Source organism: Thermogemmatispora argillosa, assembly GCF_059696725.1.
This window is the reverse complement of the sequence record NZ_AP019377.1, coordinates 4,230,402-4,253,109: the sequence shown is the minus strand read 5'-3', so window position 1 is coordinate 4,253,109 and position 22,708 is coordinate 4,230,402. Positions and strand designations below refer to the sequence as shown.

The 22,708-nt window shown below is 58.9% G+C and carries 15 protein-coding genes and 1 tRNA gene; 8 read left to right on the top strand and 8 right to left on the bottom strand.

The features are described from left to right. The first annotated feature begins 84 nt into the window (after positions 1-84). The 6 genes from AC6H1L_RS16600 (at position 85) to AC6H1L_RS16575 (ending at position 9,915) form a co-directional block, all read left to right on the top strand. Entirely contained in the window at positions 85-690 is a 606-nt protein-coding gene (locus AC6H1L_RS16600; RefSeq protein WP_497598591.1) for a hypothetical protein, read from the top strand. After that, complete coding sequence (locus AC6H1L_RS16595; protein WP_497598590.1) at positions 687-3,239, top strand: peptidase domain-containing ABC transporter; 2,553 nt, start codon at positions 687-689, stop codon at positions 3,237-3,239. The genes AC6H1L_RS16600 and AC6H1L_RS16595 overlap by 4 nt, the downstream gene beginning before the upstream one ends. A 334-nt stretch (positions 3,240-3,573) precedes the next feature. Then, positions 3,574-3,822 (top strand): mersacidin/lichenicidin family type 2 lantibiotic, encoded by a 249-nt coding sequence (locus tag AC6H1L_RS16590; protein ID WP_069803490.1) that lies wholly within the window; start codon positions 3,574-3,576, stop codon positions 3,820-3,822. 614 nt (positions 3,823-4,436) lie between these two features. Beyond that, a complete protein-coding gene (locus tag AC6H1L_RS16585; protein WP_497598589.1) occupies positions 4,437-7,784 on the top strand; it encodes a type 2 lanthipeptide synthetase LanM family protein in 3,348 nt (1,115 codons plus the stop codon). Between the two features lie 658 nt (positions 7,785-8,442). Continuing rightward, the gene (locus AC6H1L_RS16580; RefSeq protein WP_497598588.1) at positions 8,443-8,691 is read left to right on the top strand and encodes a hypothetical protein; all 249 of its coding nucleotides are present in this window, start codon (positions 8,443-8,445) and stop codon (positions 8,689-8,691) included. 96 nt (positions 8,692-8,787) lie between these two features. Further along, positions 8,788-9,915 (top strand): YeiH family protein, encoded by a 1,128-nt coding sequence (locus AC6H1L_RS16575; protein ID WP_497598587.1) that lies wholly within the window; start codon positions 8,788-8,790, stop codon positions 9,913-9,915. 120 nt (positions 9,916-10,035) lie between these two features. Here AC6H1L_RS16575 and AC6H1L_RS16570 read toward each other — a convergent pair. From AC6H1L_RS16570 to AC6H1L_RS16550, 5 genes are all read right to left on the bottom strand, one after another. After that, positions 10,036-10,116: transfer RNA gene (locus AC6H1L_RS16570), tRNA-Leu, on the bottom strand. A gap of 161 nt (positions 10,117-10,277) precedes the next feature. Continuing rightward, entirely contained in the window at positions 10,278-11,237 is a 960-nt protein-coding gene (locus AC6H1L_RS16565) for an acetyl-CoA carboxylase carboxyltransferase subunit alpha (protein ID WP_497598586.1), read from the bottom strand. After that, a complete protein-coding gene (gene accD, locus AC6H1L_RS16560; RefSeq protein ID WP_497598585.1) occupies positions 11,221-12,204 on the bottom strand; it encodes an acetyl-CoA carboxylase, carboxyltransferase subunit beta in 984 nt (327 codons plus the stop codon). The genes AC6H1L_RS16565 and accD overlap by 17 nt, the downstream gene beginning before the upstream one ends. Before the next feature lie 63 nt (positions 12,205-12,267). Then, positions 12,268-13,125 (bottom strand): signal recognition particle-docking protein FtsY, encoded by an 858-nt coding sequence (ftsY, locus tag AC6H1L_RS16555; protein ID WP_497598584.1) that lies wholly within the window; start codon positions 13,123-13,125, stop codon positions 12,268-12,270. A 1,386-nt stretch (positions 13,126-14,511) separates the two neighbouring features. Next, positions 14,512-14,727 carry a hypothetical protein gene (locus AC6H1L_RS16550; RefSeq protein WP_052888209.1) on the bottom strand — a complete coding sequence of 72 codons (216 nt, stop codon included), beginning with the start codon at positions 14,725-14,727 and terminating at the stop codon, positions 14,512-14,514. A 963-nt stretch (positions 14,728-15,690) separates the two neighbouring features. Between AC6H1L_RS16550 and AC6H1L_RS16545 the strand changes: the two genes are divergently transcribed. Further along, positions 15,691-16,773 carry a sigma-70 family RNA polymerase sigma factor gene (locus AC6H1L_RS16545; protein WP_497598583.1) on the top strand — a complete coding sequence of 361 codons (1,083 nt, stop codon included), beginning with the start codon at positions 15,691-15,693 and terminating at the stop codon, positions 16,771-16,773. Positions 16,774-17,128: 355 nt separating this feature from the next. On the opposite strand, the gene prfB is transcribed toward AC6H1L_RS16545, so the two are convergent. The 3 genes from prfB to AC6H1L_RS16530 form a co-directional block, all read right to left on the bottom strand. Then, a protein-coding gene (prfB, locus tag AC6H1L_RS16540; RefSeq protein ID WP_497598582.1) for a peptide chain release factor 2 occupies positions 17,129-18,248 on the bottom strand; the annotation gives its coding sequence in 2 pieces (ribosomal slippage) (positions 17,129-18,181 and positions 18,183-18,248; 1,119 coding nt in all). A gap of 153 nt (positions 18,249-18,401) precedes the next feature. After that, positions 18,402-18,920 carry a GNAT family N-acetyltransferase gene (locus AC6H1L_RS16535; protein ID WP_497598581.1) on the bottom strand — a complete coding sequence of 173 codons (519 nt, stop codon included), beginning with the start codon at positions 18,918-18,920 and terminating at the stop codon, positions 18,402-18,404. 94 nt (positions 18,921-19,014) lie between these two features. After that, complete coding sequence (locus AC6H1L_RS16530; RefSeq protein WP_497598580.1) at positions 19,015-19,986, bottom strand: threonine ammonia-lyase; 972 nt, start codon at positions 19,984-19,986, stop codon at positions 19,015-19,017. A gap of 485 nt (positions 19,987-20,471) precedes the next feature. On the opposite strand from AC6H1L_RS16530, the gene AC6H1L_RS16525 reads away from it, so the two are divergent. Further along, complete coding sequence (locus AC6H1L_RS16525) at positions 20,472-22,613, top strand: exonuclease domain-containing protein (protein ID WP_497598579.1); 2,142 nt, start codon at positions 20,472-20,474, stop codon at positions 22,611-22,613. The last annotated feature ends 95 nt before the right edge of the window (positions 22,614-22,708 follow it).

Below are 22,708 nucleotides of genomic sequence, written 5' to 3'. Positions count from 1 at the left end.
CCTCGCCCAATTGGTTCCCTTCATATAATGCACTTAGAGGCTCTTTCTCTATTCCTTAACTGGTAGCAAGGCAGAACAGGATCGATGCAAGTACATCAACGTCCTATCTTTCGGCAACGTGCCCTACATCACCATCTCTACGGGCGTGAAAAAGATATTCTCCCTCATTTTATGGCTTTGCCCGTCCCTGTGCTGCTCTGGCTGCTCTTCGGGCTGCTCCTCACCGCTGCCGCCCTCGCCTGGACAACAGAGATTCCCACTTATACTAGCGGTCCAGGCGTTGTGCTCAGTGCGCAAGCAGCCAGTGAGCGACTCCAGCTACAGCAGAACAGTGGCACTCTCGCACTGATCTTTCTTCCCTGGGAAGCACACCAGAGGCTACGACCAGGGCAGCCGGTACAGATTACTCTACCTGCGGCCAATCTCACGCTGCATAGCCACATTGCGCGTATTCTACCGGAAGTGATCAGCCCCGCAACTGCTTGTACATACTACACAACTACTATACATCAGGCGCCTTCACCGGTCACGCGTCCGTCAGTCGCCGCGCTGGTTCCTTTAGGCCAGCAGCTCTCGGCTAGCGTCTATGCAGGAAGCAGCCTGACTGCTCAGGTACAGACCGGTTTCACACGCCTCGCAAACTTGCTGCCAGGGATTGGGATGTTGTTGGGAGGCCAGGGAGCGTTATGATGCATGATTACGGACAGCAAGGACAATATGGACAGGAAGCAACTCAGGATCGCGACTATGTAGACATCTTCGATCCACAAGAATATATCACTGCACGCCGGCCACTTAAACGGCGGCGGATTCGCCCGATTGTGCTTCAACAAGAGGGCGATTATCCTGCTATCCGTCCCCATCTGCGCCTACCAGCCAAAATAAAATCGGTAGCGTCGGCCGCAGCCTCAGCCACAACTACCCACGACAGTGCGCCTGGTGAGCCACTGACTCCCGCCACTGAACTTCAGCCCGCTCAGGCGGAGACACTGGCCGGGCCGGCGGTTGCGGCAAGCAAAGATAGCAAGCCGACGAAGAAGCGGGCCCGGTCTGGTTGGGGCTGGCGACGCAGACGTGTCCGCCCTCTCACACAAATGAACGTCGTTGAGTGCGGCTATGCCTGCCTGGCGATGATTCTCAACTACTATGGACGCCCAACCTCGGTCTCCGAGCTGCGCATGCGGCATGGCCTGGGACGAGACGGCCTCTCCGCTCTGAGCATCGTGAAAGCCGCACGCAGCTACGGTCTGCGCACACGTGCTATTTCTCTGCAACGCATCGAGGATTTTCGCGCCGTTCCGTTGCCGGCGGTAGTTCACTGGGAATTTAAACACTTTATTGTTGTCGAGCGCTGGACCCCACGCTGGGTCGAGGTCATTGATCCCGCCTGGGGACGCAAGCGACTCACCCATGAGGAATTTGATGCCGGCTTCACTGGCATTGTGATCCTGTTTGAGCCAGGCGTCCACTTCAGCACCGAAGGCAGCGCTCACCGCGTCACCCTTTGGATGCAAGTCAAGCAGTTCGCCCGCCAAACACGCGGCCCCATGCTGCAAGTCGTGGGAGCCTCGCTCTTCTTGCAGCTTTTCGGGCTGCTCTTACCGTTGCTTACCAAGGTGATCATCGATCAGATTCTGCCAGCCCATATGCTCGACATCATGGGCATTCTGGGCCTCGGCTTGCTGCTGCTGCTTGCTGCTCAGGCCACAACGACTATTCTCCGCGAGTGGCTCCTTGTTTACCTGCGGGCGCGCGTTGATATTCAGCTTGTGCTAGGCTTCTTTGAGCACTTGCTGACTTTACCTTTCAGCTTCTTCCAGCAGCGTTCCAGCGGCGATCTGCTCCAACGCCTTGGCAGTAACACAATCATTCGCGATACCCTGAGCAACCAGCTCATCTCTACCCTGCTTGACAGCGGCACCGTGGTCGCTTATCTCTTCATCCTTCTCTGGCAGTCGCCAGTCTTCGCGCTTCTAACCGTCGGCCTGGGGCTGCTACAGGTGCTGGTTCTTCTGGGCACTCACCGCATTGTGCTGGATCTGGCCAGCCGCGATCTGGCGGCACAGGGCAAAGCGCAGGGCTATCTGGCAGAAACGCTGGCCGGGATGGCGACGCTGAAGGCCGCCGGCGCCGAGCAGCGCGCCCTGGAACGCTGGTCTAACCTGTTCTATGAGCGCCTGAATATCACTCTGCGGCTCAGCTACCTGCAGGCCGGCATCAATACAGCCATGACTATCCTGCGCGTCTTCTCACCAATCGCCCTGCTATGGATCGGAGCCTACCAGGTTCTCAATGGCCACCTGAGCGTCGGCACGATGCTGGCTCTCAATACGCTGGCCAGCGCCTTCCTGACACCGGTCGCTTCCCTTGTCAGCAGCGGGCAACAGTTCCAGATCCTCTACGCCCATCTGGAGCGCCTGACCGATGTCACTACGGCAGAGCCAGAGCAGGATATCACGAAAGCTCAGTTGCCGCCGCGGCTGAGTGGACGCATCCAGGTGCAGAATGTCAGCTTTCAATATGGGCCAGACGCGCCAAGGGTGCTCAAAGGGATTAATATCAGTATTGAGCCAGGCCAGAAGGTCGCTATTGTCGGGCGCACTGGTTCGGGTAAAAGTACCCTGGGCAAGCTGCTGCTGGCCCTGTATACGCCAACCGAGGGCGAAATTTACTACGACGGGCTGCCATTGCGCCAGCTCAACTACCAGGAAGTGCGGCGTCAATTCGGCGTGGTTCTGCAGGATAGCCAGATTTTCAGCGGCTCTATCCTGCAAAATATTACGCTGAATGATCCTAATGTTCCCTACGAGCGAATCGTGAAAGCTGCGACTGCCGCCGCTATTCATGAGGATATCATGCGGATGCCCCTGGGCTACGATACCCCTGTGGCTGAGGGCGGCAGCGCTCTCTCAGGGGGCCAGCGACAACGTCTGTGTATCGCCCGCGCCCTGGTCAATGAGCCAGCCATCTTGTTGCTCGATGAGGCTACTAGCCATCTCGATGTCATCACTGAGCAGCGCGTTTCCGAGAATCTGCGCGCTTACCCCTGCACACAGATCATCATCGCTCATCGCCTCAGCACTATCCGCGATGCCGATCTGATCCTCGTCATGCATGATGGCATGATCATTGAGCAGGGAACACATGAGCAGTTGCTCCAGCGCAATGGATATTATGCTCAGCTGATGCGCCAGCAGCTTGAACAGGAGGAGCGCCAGGCTCGCGCCGGCACCTGCTAAGCACAGGGCTCCGAGCCTGGCTCCCCCTGGAGATAGGGCGCTCCCCTCTTTTCCTTCTCTCCTGCTTCATGTCCCTTCATATCCTACATGTATTAGCCTGGAATACATATATATAAACTTATGTATTTGGGCTTATCCGTACAATGTACTTAGGCGTTCGGGTAACAAATACGCTTTGAACGTATTTTGTTCGGGCAGGTAAGCCGGACGTCGGAGGGCCACCTTGGGGATGCCGGGTGATACCTGTCTGGGCAGCGTCCTCTCAAAGCGTAGACGGGGTGCCCGAACGCGCGACACCACAACACCAAAGGTACAAGAAAGGAAACGCACGCACATGAAGTTCGACATCGTTCGCGCATGGAAAGATGAAGCCTATCGCCAGAGCCTCAGCGAGGAGGAGCTCAGCCTGCTGCCTGAGAGCCCCATCGGTGAGGTCGAGCTGACTGATGCAGATCTGGAGGCCGTCCAGGGTGGTCACGGCAACACTGACGAGTGCAACAACACGGTTGCCGTGCTCTGTCTGCAGTCCCTGGCTGTGCTCCTCGGCCTCTGCAATACCAACGCTGCCGGCGGCTGTCTCTAGCGGTCGCTACCCCACGCCAGGGGTCTCGGTATGGCCTGATCAGGATATACAGAGGGTTGGGATGTCTGACGCCGTCCCGACCCTCTGTTCGCGCCAGTTGAGGCCGCTATGGATGCTCAGGTGAAGGTTCAGCCTCCTGGCGCTCGCTTCCCACCCCGGTCGACCGCCAACGAGCAGGCGCTGACTGGCGGAACCCCGTACGAGGAGTGAAGCTCTGGCCCTTGCTCGTGTTGCGCGCGTTTGCCCTGAGTTGGCCGAGCTGCGAGCTGCCCCGCTTCTCCGGGAACACGGAAAGAGACTCTTCGCTCCACCGTCGCCCGGCTCGGCCTATCTAACCACGAGAGCCAATTGAGATGAGCCACCACCGCGCTCTTAGTCACCTTCCAGCGCTTACCTATGCGTTGATCGTGCTTACCTCCGCGCTTCTACAGCGACTGGCTGGGCCTGGCAGCAGGCGACCAATCAATCAATGAAGCACTGTGGCAACCTACTGGTGATTAACGATATTGAAGAGGAAGAAAGAAGGCAGATGCGACATCGGCTAAGCATCTCTCCCGCCGCCAGCCAGGGTGGCCGGACTGCTTGCGCTGAGCCGCATCTGAGCGTGTGATTCCATGAGCGAGACGACAAGCGAGACAACCACTGCTTCTGTTCCTTATTCACAGGATCGCTGGCAAGATGCCGGCTGGTATCGCGCTTTCACCTTGAGTGAGCGCCTGGCTCAATTGCGCGCCAGCCCTTCCCCACCTACTCTAGACTCGCTTGACGCTGAGGCATACGCCCGCGCCCAGCAGCGCCTGAAGCGCTGGAAAGAGTTGCCAGCTTTGTGCGAAGACGAGGACCGTTTTGCCGCTCGTCTCGCGCTTGAGGGCTTGTGTGAGGAGGAGCTCCTGCTCCTGCTGGGCGAATCCGCCGAGGCTCTGCGGGCTCGGTGTCCGACTGCTCCCCCCTGGCTGCTGACCCTTCAACAGGCTTTTGATCCTGCCGAGGCCGCCGCTGCCGGGGAGACGCGGGAGCAGGAGGCCGTCGATGTCTCTCCTTTGCCAGATCTGGGCGAGGGCAGCCACACACGCTCGTTTTTGCACCCCTTTTTACCGCTGATCAGACATGCCAGACAGCAGCTGGCTACCGGCTTACGGGAGCTGGCCCAGCGTTCACCAGCCTTCGCCTTCGATACGAAACGGGTCCTTGATCTGCTGGCGCGCAATATTCCCGGGCTGCTGCTGCCCTCGATCGCGCGCGCTATTGTCCTGGAGCTGCACGTGGCACGCGTTCAGGGCCGCCTACAGGGAGCTACTTCGGAGGAGCGCTTTCAGTATTTTCTGGAGCGACTGAGCGAGCGTGAAGCAACGCTGGATTTCTTGCAGGAGTATGTCGTGCTGGCTCGTCTGGTGACAGAGACACTCGAGCGCTGGGTTTGCCGATCTCTGGAGCTGCTAGAGCGCCTTGCTGATGATTGGCCCTTGATCCGCTCTATCTTTCTCTCCAGCGACGATGCCGGTGCTTTGTGTGAGATCCACCAGGGCGCTGGCGATCTGCATCGCAACGGACAGAGCGTGATCTTGCTGCGCTGGGACTCCGGTTTTCGCCTGGTGTATAAGCCTCGTTCACTGGCTGTTGATCGCCATTTCCAGGAATTGCTGGCGTGGATGAATGAGCGCGGATTTACGCCACCTCTGCGTACGCTGACAATCCTTGATCGGGGTCGCTATGGCTGGGTCGAGTTTGTACAGGCTCGCCAGTGCTCGTCTCACGAGGAGATCGAGCGCTTCTATCTACGCCAGGGCGCTTATCTGGCTCTCCTCTATGCCCTGGAAGCTTCGGATTTTCACGCGGAGAACATTATCGCCTCCGGTGAGTATCCCATGCTGATAGACCTGGAGACTCTCTTTTTACCTCAGATTAATCCAGAGGTGCTCCAGGCTCAGGGAGCACCTGGCCTGGAGGCGATCGGCCATTCAGTGCTGCGCGTGGGCCTGCTGCCACAGCGCCTGTGGTCCAGTCAGGAGGGCGAGGGGATCGATATGAGCGGCCTCGGCGGTCAGCCCGGTCAGCTCTCGCCGCGCCCTGTGCCAACTTGGACGGGAACCGGCACCGATGAGATGCGTTTGATTCACGAGCGTGTTGAGCTACCTGTGAAGGAAAACCGTCCTCGCCTTAATGATCAGGACATTAATGTCCTGGATTACAGCCAGTACGTCATCGAGGGCTTCACGCGCGCTTACCGCCTTCTCATGGCTCAACGCACGGAGCTGCTGGAGACCTATCTCCCACGCTTCGCCGACGCCGAAGTTCGCTGCGTGCTCCGTCCCACCCGCATTTATACACAGCTCCTGCTCGATAGTCTGCATCCGAACGTGTTGCGCGATGCTTTGGATCGTGATCGCCTCTTTGATCGCCTGTGGGCCACGACCGAGCGCCTTCCCTATCTGGTACCGCTGATTCCCGCCGAGCGGCGCGATCTCTGGCGCGGCGATATTCCGGTGTTTACTACTACTGCAGCTTCGACCGATCTCTTTACCTCGGAGGGCGAGCGCCTTCCCGCTTTTTTCTCTGAGCCTGGCCTGGAGGTGGTGCGCCGACGTTTGGCCGAGCTGAGCGAGCAGGACTTAGAAAAGCAACTCTGGATTATTCGCGCTTCTTTCACCAGTATGATTGATGCGACTACTCCTCAGAGCTATACGCGCCTGGAGTTGCTTCCCGCTCGTACGGCCCCAACGCTGGAGCGGCTCCTAGCGGCAGCCTCGGCTATCGGGAATCGCCTGCGTCAGTTCGCTCTCTATCAGGGCGAGTACGTCGGCTGGCTGGGCGTGACCCCGGTGAACGATCGCGAGTGGCATCTTTTGCCGGCCGATGGGGACCTGTACAATGGGTTGGCGGGGATCACGCTCTTTCTGGCTTACCTGGGCTATCTGACGGGGGAAGAGCGGCACGCCGAGCTGGCGCGTAGGGCGGTGCAGACGATCCAGCAGGTGATTATGCGCCGCAAGTATTTTCCTCGCGCCTATGGAATCGGGGCTTTCAACGGCCTCGGCTCGCTGATCTATCTCTTTTGCCATCTGGGTGCTCTCTGGCATGAGCCTGCCTTCTATCGTCAGGCAGAGGCGCTGGTCCCTCTGCTCGTGGAGAAAATCGAGCAGGATCAGGTCTATGATGTGATCGGCGGAGCGGCTGGCGCTATTGCAGCCTTGCTCTGTCTGCACACGGTCGCGCCTTCGTCCGAGACCCTGTCGGCGGCGGTCCGCTGCGGTGAGCATCTGTTGGCTCACGCTCAGCCGCAAGCGCAAGGTGGCTGTGGCTGGCCCACGGCGCGTCAGCCAGTGGCCCTGTCCGGTTTTGCGCATGGCAATGCAGGCATCGCCCTGTACCTGATGCAACTGGCTCAGGTCAGTGGTGAGACGCGCTTCGCCGAAACAGCGCGCGCCGCTCTGGCCTACGAACGTACTCTTTTTTCTCCCCATCGTCAGAATTGGTTGGATCTGCGCCAGCGCCCGCCCTCTTCTAATGGACAGCCATCGTCAGGCGAAAAATATATGGTGGCCTGGTGTCACGGTGCTCCAGGTATCGCCCTCTCTCGCCTGATTCTGCGCTCTTTGCTGGCTGATGCTCAACTGGGAGAGGAGATCAGAGCCGGCTTGCGTACAACTCTCACGCAGGGGTTTGGGCTGAATCACTCTCTGTGTCATGGCGATTTCGGCAATCTGGATATTCTGATTACCGCTGCTCATTTGCTGCCAGGCGAGACCTTCGCCGAGCATATCCCACGCATTGCCGCGGCCTTGTTGGAGAATATGGAGCGCCAGGGCTGGGTTTGCGGCGTGCCTTTCGGCGTGGAAACCCCCGGACTGATGACAGGGCTGGCCGGCACGGGCCTGGCCCTCTTGCGCCTGGCAGCCCCCGAGCGCGTTCCGTCGGTGCTGCTGCTTGCCCCACCCGCAGCGCCGCTCAGAGCAGATGTCTGAGCAGCGTAGAGGGATGGAGCTGCGGCCAGCGTTACTGGCCCGGCTAGGGAGAGAGAGGATGAGAGGGGCAATCAGACAGGTATGAGACTAGCCTGTAGATTGCCCCTCCTCTGTGGACGATAGGCCGCCTCGCTCGTCGTTCCTCAGCGCTGTGGCCCATTTCCCAGAAGAAAGCCAGGCTGTCTGTCAGCTCAGCCGCAGAGCTATGGCCAGGCTCAGGGAAGATGGGACCGGGGACCGGATAGAGGGCAGGTAAAAACCAGGGCTCATGCTCTTCTTATCTGGTGGCTGGTGGCAAACTTAGCCAGGCGGCCCCCGGAGGGAGCAGCCCACGCGACTGCTCCCCACAACGCGGAGTGCGCTGTGAAGCTCCCTTGCTTCTTGCGGAAGCACGCACCAGGCTCGCGCTTTCTCTTCCCTTAGTATAGCGGGCGGAGCAAAGATAAGGCTTGCGCTTCTTGCTATTCACCTGCTCTCATCGATCCCCCGCTCTCGGAGATTCTACTGACTGCCTGCCTTGGCCTTGACAATGTCCCATTTCTATGGCAAACTTTTCTCTACTAAATAAATCAACAATATCAACAATAGGGGTGAGCAGCGCAGCTCGCCGGTGACACCTGGCGATCAAACAAATCAGCAAGTGAGAAGGAGGAACCAGATGGCAACAGAGGAAAATCTGCCCTCGACCCCTGGCGCGATCGAGCAACCTACCGCAACGGGTCAGTCCCCTACCCCTTCTACAGGATCATCTCATAGCGAGATCAGTGCAGGCCCGGCAACGAGCCACAGCGGCCTCATTGCGGCCCGTCCCTGGTACCAGCGGCTCAACGAAGATTGGTGGGCCCTCATTCTCGGTCTGACCCTGGTCGTGCTGATCATTGCCCGCGTTCTGCACTCCATTCCTTAATCGGACAAGTATTTGTCAGGTTGTCCTGTTAATCTCGCCCCTCTAGCCCACGCTGGGGTCCGAATCCCGCTATCAGTCAGTAAGGAGGAGCAACCTGTGAGCACAAGCCCATCTGCTATTTCGGCACCTGCGGCGCGCAAGCAAGGCGCGCAATGGCCTCTGCTGCTCGCGTCTCTATTTATCGTCTTTGTTCTCAGCGTCGCCGTCTGGTGGCTGACCAAGGTCCTGCCTACCTTTTTCAGTGGCACCCTGCGGCGGACGCTCAGCAGCATCGAATTTCCCGTCTACGCCATCGCTCTAGGGTTGCTGGCCAACGGCATTCTGACGCTGCTTGGCTGGCGCGAACGCCTGGCCGCGGCCTTTCGCACTGAGCTGTTTCTCAAAACGGGCGTTATTCTGCTGGGAGCTGGTCTTAATCTCTTCGACTTGCTTAAGATCGGCCTCGGCGGTATCATTCAGGCCGTGATCCTCATCACCTCAGTCTTTTTCACAGCCTGGTTCCTGGGAGGAGCATTCAAGCTAGAGCGCCATTTGCGGGCCTTGATCGCAGCCTCTGTCTCGATTTGTGGTGTCAGCGCAGCCATTGCCGCTGCGGCGGCAGTACAGGCCAAGCGCGAACAACTGGGGTATGTAGCCAGCCTCGTGATCGTCTTCTCCCTGCCACTGATCTTCCTGCAGCCGCTGATCGCCCACTGGCTGCAGCTCAGCCAGGCCGTCGCCGGCGCCTGGATCGGCGGCAACATCGACACTACCGCCGCCGTCACAGCCAGTGGCGCCATCGCCGGTCAGGTTGCCTTACAGTATGCTACCGTCGTGAAACTCTCGCAGAACGCCTTGATTGGCCTGATTGCCTTCCTGCTCACCCTCTACTGGATCACGCGCGTCGAACGAGACAGCGGGCGCGAGCGACCGCGCTGGAGCGAGATTTTCACCCGTTTTCCCAAGTTCGTCATTGGCTTCATTCTGGCCTCGCTCACGATGACCGTACTTCTGAACCTTCACTTGCTCCAAGCGAGTCAGGCCATTCTCAACGACCTCAACGCGCTGCGCACCTGGTTCTTTACCCTGGCTTTCGTGAGCATCGGTCTGGGCTTCCGACTGGAGGGCTTTAGAGAGGCCGGTCTGCGCCCCGTGCTTGTCTACGGCCTGGCCACGCTTTTCAACACTGCCCTTGCTCTGTTGCTGGCATTCCTCATCTTCGGCGTCTTCGCCTTCCACAGCTAGCCGACTGTCCAGAACAGCAACGATAAGCCTAGCTCAATGACCGGGGGGAAACAAGAGGAGAGCGGGATGGCTCTGCACGAGCAGAGCACCATCCCGCTCTCTTCCTCTATGGTATGGAGGTGCCGGTGGTGAGACTCGAACTCACAACCCTTGCGGGACCTGTTTTTGAGACAGGCGCGTATACCGTTCCGCCACACCGGCTCTTGTAAAGCCTCGGGTCACGCTTGCCGCTCAGGGGAACCGCCAGACCGGAGAGCGCTTTCCTCCCTCCGGACTGGCAGCTTTCAGTATACAAAAGTCTGCGGCTGACGTCAAGCCCTGTTTGAGCAAGCGGCAACGCGCGCACGATGGTTCCCTGGATCTCAAGAAGCGAAACCGAACGGTCCAACAGCGCGATACTTCTCGTAACGCATCTGTACCAGGCGATCGACCGGTATCTGCTTTAATTCTTGCAGATGACGGATCAGAGCAGCCTTTAGATTCTCGGCCGCCAGACGATGATTATGATGAGCGCCACCCAGTGGCTCGGGCACCAGCTCATCGATCAATCCCAAAGTGTACAGATCGCGCGCGCTGATCCGCATGGCCTCCGCCGCCTGGGGAGCATAGACCTTATCGCGCCAGATAATTGAGGCCGCAGCCTCGGGAGCGGCTACTGTATAAATACTATATTCTAACATCAGCAGACGGTCGGCCACACTGATCGCCAGAGCGCCGCCGCTGCCTCCTTCGCCGATAACGGCAGCAATAATTGGCACGCGGAGGCGGGCCATCACATAGAGGCTGGCTGCAATGGCGCTCCCTTGGCCTCGCTCCTCATCCTCCAGGCCAAGAAAAGCCCCCTGGGTATCGACCAGGCAAATGACCGGATAGCCAAATTTCTCGGCCTGCTCCATCAGGCGAATGGCCTTATGGTAGCCTTCAGGATGAGGCATGCCATTGTTACGATATATCTTCTCGCGCATGCCACGCCCCTTCTCGTGGCCGATGATCATCACCGTTTCGCCATTGAAGAGGGCCGGGCCGCCAATAATAGCGTGATCATCGCCCACACGGCGGTCGCCATGCAGCTCGAAGAACTCTTCACACATCAGATGGATGAAATCGGCGGTGTAGGGACGATCCTTGTGGCGTGCCACCTGAACCGTCTGCCAGGCCGTCAGGTTGCGATAGATCTCCTCGGTGCGGCGACGTAGCTCGCGCTCGTACTCTTGTAGCTGAGTATGCTCCTCTGGGCGGAGACGTTCCCCTTTACGCTGCAGCGAGGTAATGCGCTTCTCTAGCTCGGCTAGTGGCTTCTCAAACTCAAGATCGTAGACCATCCTGACCTCCTCCGACCTCAGCCCGCGCCTGCGCTGTCTGCTGGGACAGCAGGGAAGCGGCCTGCTTCTGGGTCTGTGCTGCTGGCGAGGCAGTTGTCGCTACAGGGGCCGCTGGCACCTTGTAGAGACGCAACAGGCGCGCCAGCGTTGCGCGCAGCTCGCGTCGATGCACGACGGCATCGATCATACCATGCTGGAGCACAAACTCAGAATTCACTGTTCCCTCGGGGAACTTTACATGCATAAATTGCTCAACCACACGCGGGCCGGCAAAGGCGATCAGGGCCCCCGGCTCGGCCAGAATCACATCGCCGAGCATGGCAAAGCTAGCTGTCACGCCGCCAGTTGTCGGATCAGTAATCAGGCTGAAATAGGGAATGCGAGCCTCGCCCAGACGCGCCAGAGCCGCCGCTGTCTTGGCCATCTGCAGCAACGAATAGAACCCCTCCTGCATGCGAGCGCCACCCGAGGTCGAGACAATCAGCACTGGCCAGCGGCGTTCCAGGCCCAGCTCAATGGCCCGCGTAACTTTCTCGCCCACCACCGAGCCCATGCTCCCGCCGATAAAGCGGAAGTCCATCACCGCCAGCGAGAGCGGCAACCCTTCGATTGTCCCATAGCCGCGAATGACCGCCTCATTGAGGCCTACTTTCTCCCGCTCTTCCTGCAGCTTCTGGGCATAGGACTGCGAGCGGCTGACAAAGACCAGGGGATCTACCGATACCATTGCCGCGTCAAGCTCGACAAAGCTGCCGGGATCAAGCAGGAGATTCACGCGCTCATGAGCCGTCAGGCGGAAGTGATAGTTACAGCGTGAGCAAACCTTGAGATTCTTTTCCCAATCGCGGCTGTAGAGGATTTCCTTGCATTTCGGGCATTTGACCATCAAGTTATCGGGAGCAACCCCCGGTCCTGAGCGTCGCTCAGGCTGCTGCCCGCCGGAAGAGCTCGCCGCTTCCTTCGCCATATCAGTACCCTCTTACTGTTGATTGGAGAGGTTGAATCGCGTCGCATCGTCTGGCGTCGGTCTCTACTCATCTTGGGCCAAGAGCGCCTCAACGAAGCTCTCAGGATCAAAAGGCGTCAAGTCTGTGACCTTCTCGCCGGTGCCCAGGAATTTAATCGGCACCCCCAGATCATCAGCGACCGCGAAAGCAAAGCCACCCTTGGCCGTACTGTCCATCTTGGTAATGATGACCCCAGTCAGACCGACATCCTCAGCGAACTTGCGAGCCTGCAACAGGGCATTCTGGCCCGTTGTGGCATCGATCACAATCAGCAGCTCCTGGGGTCCCTCGGGCAGGAACTTCTGCACGACCTTGCCGATTTTCTTCAGCTCCTCCATCAGGTTGAATTTGGTATGAAGGCGCCCAGCCGTATCGACCAGGAGCACATCATAGCCACGCGAGAGACCCGCCTGAATGGCATCGTAGACCACTGCACCAGGATCAGAACCGGGGTTTTGGCTGATCACCGGCACATCGATACGCTCACCCCAGGCCTTCAACTGCTCGATAGCCCCAGCACGGAAGGTATCAGCAGCCGCCAAAACGACTCGGTGCCCCTCCTGCTTGAGGCGGTAGGCGAGCTTGGCCACCGTGGTGGTCTTACCTGAGCCATTCACGCCGATGATGAGCATAACCGTCAGGGGCGCCTGAGAGGCAAAGCGCAACGGTGCGGCCCTGCCGAGCAGAGCTAGCAACTCCTCACGGAGAGCACGCCGCACCTGCGACGTTGTACGCAAGCGCTCCTGCTCGGCCCGCTCACGCAGGCGCTCCAGCAACCAGGTCGTCGTACTGGCCCCTACATCGGCTTCGATGAGGGACTCCTCAAGCTCGTCCCAGAAAGTGTCTGTGACCGGCTCGTCCTGCCGGAAACTTTCTTGCACACGTTCAAAGAGCCGGCGAGTACGACTCAAGCTGGCTTTGAGAAAGCTCAGCCGCTGTTCTGACGCTGAATCCGCCGCTTTCCGCTCCTGCGCTAGAGCACTTTCTTCTTTAGTAGATTCTTCTCCCTCTTTTTGCCTTCTGCCAAAAAATCTATTCAGCACAGTGATTTCGACTCCTTCAGGCAATCCAACGCTCAGCGCAACCGTTCACAAACAGCGTACTGTGCTCTACCTCGCCCTGCATCTTTCTCCTCTTGCCGCCAGTAGCCGCTACCTCAGCAGGGAGAGCAAGCACGAGATTGACCGCTGGCTGCCGAGGCCCCCTGACAATGGCAGACGACACTGAGAGACTGGAGCAGCTGAGTGGCAAAGCCAGAGCTGACCTTCTTTGGAGAGAGAGCCTGGACAGAGGCAGGCCCCTATTCTCAGCCTCAGCAGAGACAGCATATGGCGAGCCGAGCCATCGCCTCTGCAGGAAAGGGGGACTTGTCCACTCGGCCCAGTTTACGCTTTGGTCTCCCGACAAGGTACCACTTGCCCGCCGCTGGCCCCAGCCATCAGCTTCCATTGTAGACGATTTTCACCTGGGAAGTAAAGGGAAAGCGGGCCACGCGTATCCACCGCTTCAAGGAGGAAGGTCAGAAAAAGGCGGAGATGCGCCAGTCAGAGCCACGCTCACAAAGAGCTTGACCTCCTGGCCCGCCAACTGCGAGCGTCTCCAGTCCCCGGACAGTCAGGCAGGTCCATCAAGCTAGCTGTCTCCTTGGGGAGAGCCTCCGCCGAGTGGAAGCACTGCCGCGAGGATCGGTCTACCTCTCTCTATTCCCCCCTACCTGAGCCACTGCCCTCGTTTGCTTCTCTGCTCGCTGCTATTCCCAGCACAGTTCTCAGGCAGCTTGCTATCTACTAGCGCTGATAGCGCCAGTGCCTCCGGCGAGCAGACGAGCACGGGCCAGCATCGTTCCGGGCTGCGCTGCAACGTGATGAGCCACCTCCTTCTTTCGCCTTTCCCACAGGTTATTGGGGAAGTGAGAGAGCCTGATCAGGCGGGAGCGAGGGATTAACCGAGCCGAGATCGAGACCAAGGGGCGGCGGAGCCAGCATAGACAGCGGACTTGCAAGTGAGGGCCTGCTCACCTGGGACGGAGTCGCACGGCAGGTGAGAACGCCCTCGCTTTACAAGCACGTGCTGAAAAGGCATCAGGCCGAGCAAGAGCATCGTGCCAGCGCCTTTTCAGCAGGTAAAGACATAAAGAGAACCGTTGCACGCGACAGAACCGGACCGGGGGCAGGGCAGCGGCGAGAATCCCTGTCGCCCACCACCATAGCCATCCAGGTACTGCCTTAATTGCTCTACAGATGAGGTTTTAGCAACTGGAGGCCGGTTCACGAGCGGCTGCCACGGTACTGATGGAGAGAGCCATCACTAATGGGTTCATTAATGATGATATCTCCATTCCTGATCTTGATGTTGTACAGGCAAGAGGGATTGGTACAGACCCAGGCCTTGTACTCGATAGAAGCTCCCTGGCTGCCGAAGTCCGAAAGCGGAACCAGATCACCTTCACTACATTTGCGACACCGAGGAAACGAGAATTCCACGAAATCGCCTCCTTCCTTCTCTCTGGAGGATTGTATTCGCCTGCCTAACCGCGAGACCAGGCGAGGCTGGGCGAAGAAGTAAGCCGAGGGGGAGCCTCCGCCTCTGCATCCGCGTCCCCACAGCAGTCATACATAGTCCATGCCGCCGCTATCATACCACAGATTGTCTCTTGTGTGACACCCTCTTTCCCTATGAGGGGTCGGTTTTGCTGGGAACGGCCAATCCCAACCGCTCGCGCGTGTATCTCTTCGATACCACACGATTATAACATATCTATTCGTCACACACAATTGTTTCTGCCGAAATGGCAAGCAAGAAGCAAGCGTAGGGGAAGGTCCTGAGCGTTGTCTGAGGCTAGTCGGGGTACTTATCTGAGCGATCTACGCCCGCCCTGGCCAACCTCCTTCCCTCGTGCTTCACCTCCTGCACCACTCTGCCGCCTGTTTGCTCACTCTACACTTTAGCATACCAGGGAGAGGCAAGCCCCCAGCCCAGTCAGGCCCGGGCCGCGTCTTCTGCCTTCACGCCTTCAGTTGACCGCGCTTCAGCCAGCCACGGGCCTGCTTCCCCCTTTTTTGCCCGCCTCTCCAGGCTGACATCTGTTGGATTGCTCAGGTGAGCAAATTTCCCCACAGGTGGAAATCTCTTCACCCTTCCGCGGCCCTGCTACAACCGGTCAGCCTGGCCTCCTAGTTCGCTTGATCCCGTGCGCCTGGCTCGCTGCGTCCGAAGACCACGCCAGGCGCGCCCCCCACAGCCAGAGGGGTGACCTCTTTCTTTTTTTTTCTCGGGTCTTCGCTTACCCTTTGGCACGCTTTTTGCGAATCCTGAGAAGTGTGGGAGCGCAAACCCTGCGCCGTCCCTGGCCTTTCAGGGAGGGCTTCTTTCCAATCCACAGGCATCGGTTGCATGAGCAGCGTGATGAACGCGACCTCATCTGCGCCATATAAGGAGCTTGAGTAATGGGAGTGCGAGGAAACAAGGCAGATACGCAGCTTGGTCTGCTTGAGGTGGATGACATGTCTGTCGGGGTTCAGCGTCCGAAAAAGAGAGCCGGCCAATCCAGGCCAGCGAGCAAACGGCACCGTCAGACCACTTTACCTTTCGAGGAGGCTGGTCCTTCTGATTTCGATCTGGAAAGCGAAGAAGCCGTGCTCGCTGAGCTGGAGGAAGAGGACGCGGACGAAGATGGGGAGGCAACATCAGAGCGCAGCGCTATTGATGACACCGTCAAGCTCTACTTGAAAGAAATCGGTTCCTATCCCCTACTGACTGCCGAGCAAGAGCTTATGCTTGCCGAGCGCGTGGCTCAGGGCGATCTCCGTGCCCGCCAGAGCCTCATCGAGTCAAATCTGCGCCTGGTTGTTAGTATCGCTAAACGCTATACAAATCAGGGCTTGCCCCTTCTCGATATGATCCAGGAGGGGAATATCGGCCTTATGCGCGCCGCTCAGAAGTTCGACTATCGCCGCGGGTTCCGCTTCAGCACTTATGCCACCTGGTGGATTCGTCAGGCCATCAGTCGGGCGATTGCAGAGCACTCGCGCACTATTCATATCCCGGTGCACGTTGTTGAACTCATTTACCGCATCAAGCGCGTAGCCCGGCGCATCTACCAGGAGCAGGGCGTTGAACCGCTCCCCGAGGAGTTAGCCGCTGAGGTGGGCCTCCCCAAGGAGCGCATTGTTGAGCTTCTCAATATCTCGGAGCAGCCCGTCTCGCTCGATGCGCCGGTGGCCGATGATGAACAGTACCACCTTGCTGACACGCTGGAGGACCCCAGCATGATGGCCCCAGAGGACAGCGAGGCACGCCAGCGGCTACATGATCATCTTGAGCAGGCGATGGAGATTCTCAATCCTCGTGAGCGCACTATTCTTGAGATGCGCTATGGTCTCCAGGATGGCTGTTCTCATTCGTTGGATGAGGTAAGCGCCCGCTTCAAGCTAACGCGCGAGCGCATTCGCCAAATCGAGGTGAAAGCACTGCGCAAGCTGCGCTATCCCGAGCGCTATTATGGCCTGCGTGAATTCGCTTCGCTGTGAAAGTCAAGATGCGGACGAGAGAAGAGTACGCTTTCCCTACCCTGGGGGGACGGGCGAAGAAGAGCGGGTTGCTCTCTCCCATCAGCGCCGGCCAGCGCCCTTTTCCTCTCCTCTATGCTGTCACCCACCAGAGATAAGCGTGCTGCAGGAGAAGGAGGGATGATGAAGAGAGAGGATCTGGCCCGCCCTGCCCTCCCCAGTGCTGGTCAGCCTCTGAGCAGCCGCTCTCTGGCTCTCGCAGCAGACAGGAACCAGACCAGCGGCGGCATAGGGAAGGCCACCGCTGGTCTGGTTCCTTTCCTTCTCCGACTTCTGCCCGGTTGGCTCTCGCCTGTCTGTCTGCTCGCCCGCCAGGCTACTGCTGGATGCCTGCCGCTTCTTGACTCGTTTGCATTTGGAGGTAAGCGCGAATAAAGGGATCAAGATCACCGGCCAGGTACCCCTGAGTATCGCTGGTCTCATAGCCGGTACGATGGTCCTTGACGATGGTATAGGGATGCAGCGTAACCGTGCGAATCTGGGTACCAAAGTCGGCCTGGACGTACTCGCCCTTTAAGCGCGCGACTTCCTCTTCGCGCTTGCGGCGCTCCAGCTCGTAGAGGCGCGCCCGTAGAATGCGCATCGCTACCTCACGGTTCTGGATCTGCGACCGCTCATTCTGACAGGTGACCACAATTCCTGTCGGAATATGACGGATGCGTACCGCCGAGTCGGTTTTGTTGACGTGCTGCCCACCAGCCCCGGTCGAGCGATAGGTATCGATATCGAGATCCTCGGGGCGAATGGTCACCTCAATGGCATCCTCGATATCGGGGATAACCTCGACTCGGGCAAAGGAGGTATGGCGACGGTGAGCGGCGTCAAAAGGCGAGAGGCGAATGAGGCGATGGGTTCCAATTTCAGAACGCAAATGCCCGTAAGCATAGCGCCCGGCAATCTCGACCGTGGCGCTTTTGATGCCCGCCTCTTCACCTTCATTGTATTCATAGATCTGCGTGCGAAAACGATGCCGCTCGGCCCAGCGCAAGTACATGCGCAGGAGCATCTCAGCCCAGTCTTGGGCATCAACGCCGCCACTGCCGGCATGAATGCTGAGAATGGCATCGCGCTCATCATGCTCTCCGCTGAAGAGCAAGGCCAATTCAAGCTGCTCTACTTCTTGCTCTACGGCAGTGAGCGAGCGCACAACCTCAGCCTCCAGCTCGGCATCTGGCTCCTCCTCCAGCAACTGCGCCAACTCTCCGAGGTCCTGGAGTTGCTTCTCCAGCCTCTCCCAGGTGTCAACTTCTTCACGCAGCGCCGTGAGACGCTGCATGTGAGCCTGGGCTCGGCGATTATCCGACCAGAAGTCGGGCTGAAGGGTCTCCGCCTCTAAAGTTGCTATCTGTTCTCGTTTGTGCGCCAGGTCAAAGACGCACCATCGTTTCGTGAACTCGCCATTGCAGGCGTTCGATACGCGAGGTCAGCTCACTCATGGTAGTTATTGTAGCATGTTTGAGGCTTGATCAAAAGAGGGAACAGTGTAGCCTTCCACGGTGGCTGTCAACTCAGGCGAAGAAGCCCAGATCGGGAGAGCGCAGGTGGCGGCCCGGGCTTCTTCGCGCGCCTGGGGCTGTTGCTCAGATGACTTAGTCCAGGAGTTTGGCCATGTAGTATTCATCGACGTAGCGACCGTCGACGTAGAGGGCATGGCAGCGCCTGCCTTCGATCACAAAGCCTTGCTTGTGATAGAGGGCCAGCGCTCGCTGATTATGAACCATAACCGTCAGTTCGAGACGATGAAAGCCTCGCTGACGGGCCCAGCGCTCCATTGCCTGGAAGAGGCGGCTTCCAATCCCTTGCCCGCTGAAGGCTTGCACTACTCCAATCACCAGTGAGGCCCGGTGTTGCTCGCGGCGAAAGGTGCCTCCTCTAATCGCCAGGTAGCCAACAAGTTGGCCACTTTGCTTCTCTTCTGCCACAAAGATCATCTCGCGCCCGCTAGCTATGAGTCGCTCAAGCGCCTGCCGCTGCTCGTCTACCGTCAGAGTACGCTCGTCAGGTTCCAGCAGCATGAAATGTGTCTCCTGGTCGAGACGATGGCAGAGCTGGAGGAAGGCTTCGGCATCTTCCACCGCAATTTCTCGAATATGGACGATAGCACTCATTCCGCTTTATCTCCTTGTAGAGCTGGCGCTCAGGGCGCAGCTACCACTCTCTTACCGATCGCTCGTTTGATCAGCAGCTCTGGCGAGCAGCAGGCTAGCGGCTCTGGAGATGGAGCGCCAGGGCGCGCTGCAGTTGGTCCAGCGAGACATTACCTCCTGAGCAAACAAGAGCGACTTTTTTGCCTCGCAGCTCGTCTCGCAGGCGATAAGCCGCAGCCAGAGCAGCGGCGCCCGCTCCTTCGGCCAGGGTATGGGCCAATTCGACCATCCAGGCCATCGCCCGCAAGATTTCGTTATCAGAGACCAGCACGAATTCACGCAGATACTGGTGTAGGATGCGCTGCGGCAGGGCAAAGGCGACCCCGGTGGCCAGGCCCTCGGCCAGGGTGCGGTTAGGTGCGGTGACTAATTGCCCCCGGCGCCAGGATTCGTAAGCCGCTGGGGCCGCTTCAGATTGTACGCCGATGATGCGTAGGGCTGGATTGACGGCCTGGGCTACCAGGCAGGCTCCTGCAGCGCCGCTGCCGCCGCCGATGGGAACAATGAGGACCTCTAGATCAGGACAGTCCTCCAGGATCTCTAGCGTCAGGGTCGCGACCCCGGCAATGAGCAGTGGTTCATCGCCCGAGTGGATGTAGCGGTAGCCATGCTGTTGCGCCAGCTCCTCGCAGTGGGCTTTTGCCTCATCATAGGTGGGGCCGTAGAAAATGACGTCTGCTCCCATGCCGCGCATGGCTGCGACTTTGCCGGGATTGGCCCCCTCCGGGACTACGATCCGCGCTTTGACTCCGAAGAGGCGGGCGGCGTAGGCTACCGATTGGCCGTGGTTGCCGGTGGAGGCCGCAATTACGCCTCGGGCGCGCTCCTCGGGCGTGAGACAGGCGATCAGGTTGATCCCCCCACGCACTTTGAAGGCCCCTACCGGCTGATAGTTCTCATGCTTGACATAGACGTGGGCCGCGAGTAGTTCATTGAGGGCCGGATAGCTGTGCAGAGGAGTGCGTGGCAGATAGGGGGTAATGCGTCGCCTGGCCCGTAGGATATCTTGGAACGTTGGGATCTCCATGTCTATCGCCATCTTCGCTTCTCACTTGCCAGTAGTATTGGTCGCTCAGTCAGCGCTCTCTTCGCTCTCGGCTCCCTGCCCCCAGTCCAGTAGTGCAGCCGTTGAGCAGGCCTTTCTAGTTGGCCAGCCATCCGCAGCCGGAGAGAGCGGACCGCCTCGGTGAGCGTGATAGGATCAGTATATCATCTGATGACGGATGAGCCACTCCGCGGGATTGAGCTGGCTTTTGCTGGCCGGTCAATCGTCGGCCAGAACCAGCCGTTCGTAACTCTGATCCGTTCTGGCTTCAGCGGACTACTGGGGACCCGGCGCCGTCCGAAACCAGCCCTCCTGGCATCTTCTTGCTCTCGCTCTTGTCAGTCTATCGCCGCTCATGTTATCCTCTCTGGCACGGGTAGCATTGGGGGTCAGGGCCTGGTTGCAGGCCTTTCGTCTCTTTTCTGTCAGGCACGTGTAAAGAAAGGGATGCTGGTTAGCAGCACCATATGTCTGGGTCGAGGCTATCAGTGCACTATGCTGAGGAGCCGGAGTTTGTAGCCAGCTCCGGTCGTCTCTTATGGGAAATGGACGCTGTACTCCAGGCAGCAGGTGGGTCGCTGGATGTGGCTACCCTTGTGCAACGTCTTCCGGAAGGAGCAGAGCCGGCCTTAGAGAGCTTCGAGCACCAATCGATCGCTCGCTTCCTGGCAAGCTCCCATCTCTTTGAGCGCGATGCTGAGGGGCGCTGGTGGCTTGCTACTGAGACCGCCAGCCTCTGGCAGCGCTCGCTGACAAGCCTGGATTTTGTCGCTCTGGATATCGAGACCACGGGACTGAGGCCGGGGCGGGACCGCATTATTGAGTTGGGGGCCTGGCGCTTGCGTGGCGAGGAGATCAAAGAGCAGTTTCATAGTCTGGTGAATCCTGAGCGGTCAGTCCCCACAGCCATCGTGCGCTTGACCGGCCTCGACGAGCACAGGCTGACGGCTGCGCCTCGCATCGAGATGCTCTTGCCCGAGTGGCTGCGCTTCTGCAGCGGAGCCATCCTCGTTGGACATAACTTGAGCTTCGATCTGCACTTTCTTGCTTACGAGGCGGCGCGCCTCAATTTAGATTGGCCCCGCCAAGGGATCGATCTCCTCGCGCTGGCCCGTTATCTGCTCCCCCATCAACGGCGTTTCAGTCTGGCGGCTCTTGCAGAGCGCTTGCACGTTCCATTGACAACTCCTCACCGGGCGCTGGCCGATGCCAAGGCAACGGCTCTGCTCTTCGTCAAGCTGCTGCGGCTGGCCCAGCACCAGGGCATAACAAGCTACGCTCAGCTTCAGCAGTGCTTGCTGCCGGTCACCGGCCAGCGAGGTCAGGAGCCGAACGCGGGGAGCGCCAGACTCTTTAGCCTGCCAGGGCGATCAGCTTTACAAGACGCCGCCTGGCAGACCGAGACAGGAGTGACCGAGGAAAGGGGCGGCGCCGCTCTTTCTGCCAGCCCCTCACGCGTGAGAACTCGGCAGCTTAATCCGGCCTGGCGCCGTACTTTTCCCGCGCAGCCCGGCGTCTATTTGATGAAAGATAGCCAGGGCCGGGTGCTCTATGTGGGCAAAGCCCGCTGCCTAAAGACACGCCTGGCCTCCTACTATCACCAGCGTTCTGCTTGTAATCCGAGGATCGCGCGCCTGCTCCAGCACGTGCAGGCCATCGAGACTCGTCCCCTTGGGAGCGAACTGGAGGCGCTGCTTGTCGAGTCCCAACTCATCAAAGAACTGCAGCCCCCCTATAACATCCAGCTACGCGATTACGCGCACTATCCTTTTCTCAAGATCGATGTCCAGCATCCCTTTCCACGCCTCACCATTACTCGTCAGCCCGAGGCCGATGGCGCTCGCTATTTTGGTCCCTTTCGCAGTGGACGCAGTGCCGAGCTGACGCTAGAGCTACTACAGCGTCTTTTTCCTTTACCCACCTGCACCCGGCCCCTACCGCCTGAGGTGGCACCCAGCACGCCCTGTCTCCGCTACCATCTCGGTCGCTGTCTGGCCCCCTGCAATGGCCAGCTTACCCCAGACCGCTACCATCAGCTGATCGAGGAGGTCTCTGCCTTTCTAGCAGGGGAGCGTCCTCAACTTCTGGCCCACGTGCGCCACCAGATGGAGGCAGCCGCCCAGGAGCTGCAATATGAGCGGGCCGCGCACTTGCGCGACATGCTCCATAGTACAGAGGAAGCGCTCATCAGCCAGCGCCTGATCGCCAGCGCCATTGCCGCTAACAACCTTCTCATTGCCTACCCTTCCGCCTGGGAAGGTCAGAACGAAATCTTCTTGATCCGTCATGGTCGCCTGATTGAGCTAGAGCGTGTCCCCCATGAGGAGCAGGCCACCCGCCGAGCGCTGTGCAGGTTGCTGGCCAGGGCAGCACTACTAAAAAAGCCTCCGGTCATCATTGGCCAGGTAGAGATCGACCAAATCATGATCATCAGTCGCTGGATCAAGCATCACAGCCGGGATCAGGCCTTTTTCCCTTTCACTGACCAGACCCTAGAAGTGACCCAGGCCAGCGAGGAACTGATTGAGCACATCTGGCAAACGCTCTGTGCCAGGCAAGGCGAACTGAGATCAGACAGGCCAGGCGGGCCAGGCGCGCAGACAAAATAGCCCAGATGTGATACCATAGCAGCTACACCATCGCTCTCCTTCCCACCGATTTCTGACCGGCTCAGGATCAGCAACTAAGAATCGGCAGCGATGCC

Bases quoted from the DNA above. Each gene is read 5' to 3' on its own strand.
- AC6H1L_RS16565 (WP_497598586.1), bottom strand. From the start codon at position 11,237: ATGGTCTACGATCTTGAGTTTGAGAAGCCACTAGCCGAGCTAGAGAAG.
- AC6H1L_RS16585 (WP_497598589.1), top strand. From the start codon at position 4,437: ATGAGCGAGACGACAAGCGAGACAACCACTGCTTCTGTTCCTTATTCA.
- AC6H1L_RS16595 (WP_497598590.1), top strand. From the start codon at position 687: ATGATGCATGATTACGGACAGCAAGGACAATATGGACAGGAAGCAACT.
- AC6H1L_RS16590 (WP_069803490.1), top strand. From the start codon at position 3,574: ATGAAGTTCGACATCGTTCGCGCATGGAAAGATGAAGCCTATCGCCAG.
- AC6H1L_RS16535 (WP_497598581.1), bottom strand. From the start codon at position 18,920: ATGAGTGCTATCGTCCATATTCGAGAAATTGCGGTGGAAGATGCCGAA.
- AC6H1L_RS16525 (WP_497598579.1), top strand. From the start codon at position 20,472: ATGTCTGGGTCGAGGCTATCAGTGCACTATGCTGAGGAGCCGGAGTTT.
- accD (WP_497598585.1), bottom strand. From the start codon at position 12,204: ATGGCGAAGGAAGCGGCGAGCTCTTCCGGCGGGCAGCAGCCTGAGCGA.
- AC6H1L_RS16600 (WP_497598591.1), top strand. From the start codon at position 85: ATGCAAGTACATCAACGTCCTATCTTTCGGCAACGTGCCCTACATCAC.
- AC6H1L_RS16580 (WP_497598588.1), top strand. From the start codon at position 8,443: ATGGCAACAGAGGAAAATCTGCCCTCGACCCCTGGCGCGATCGAGCAA.
- AC6H1L_RS16530 (WP_497598580.1), bottom strand. From the start codon at position 19,986: ATGGAGATCCCAACGTTCCAAGATATCCTACGGGCCAGGCGACGCATT.
- AC6H1L_RS16545 (WP_497598583.1), top strand. From the start codon at position 15,691: ATGGGAGTGCGAGGAAACAAGGCAGATACGCAGCTTGGTCTGCTTGAG.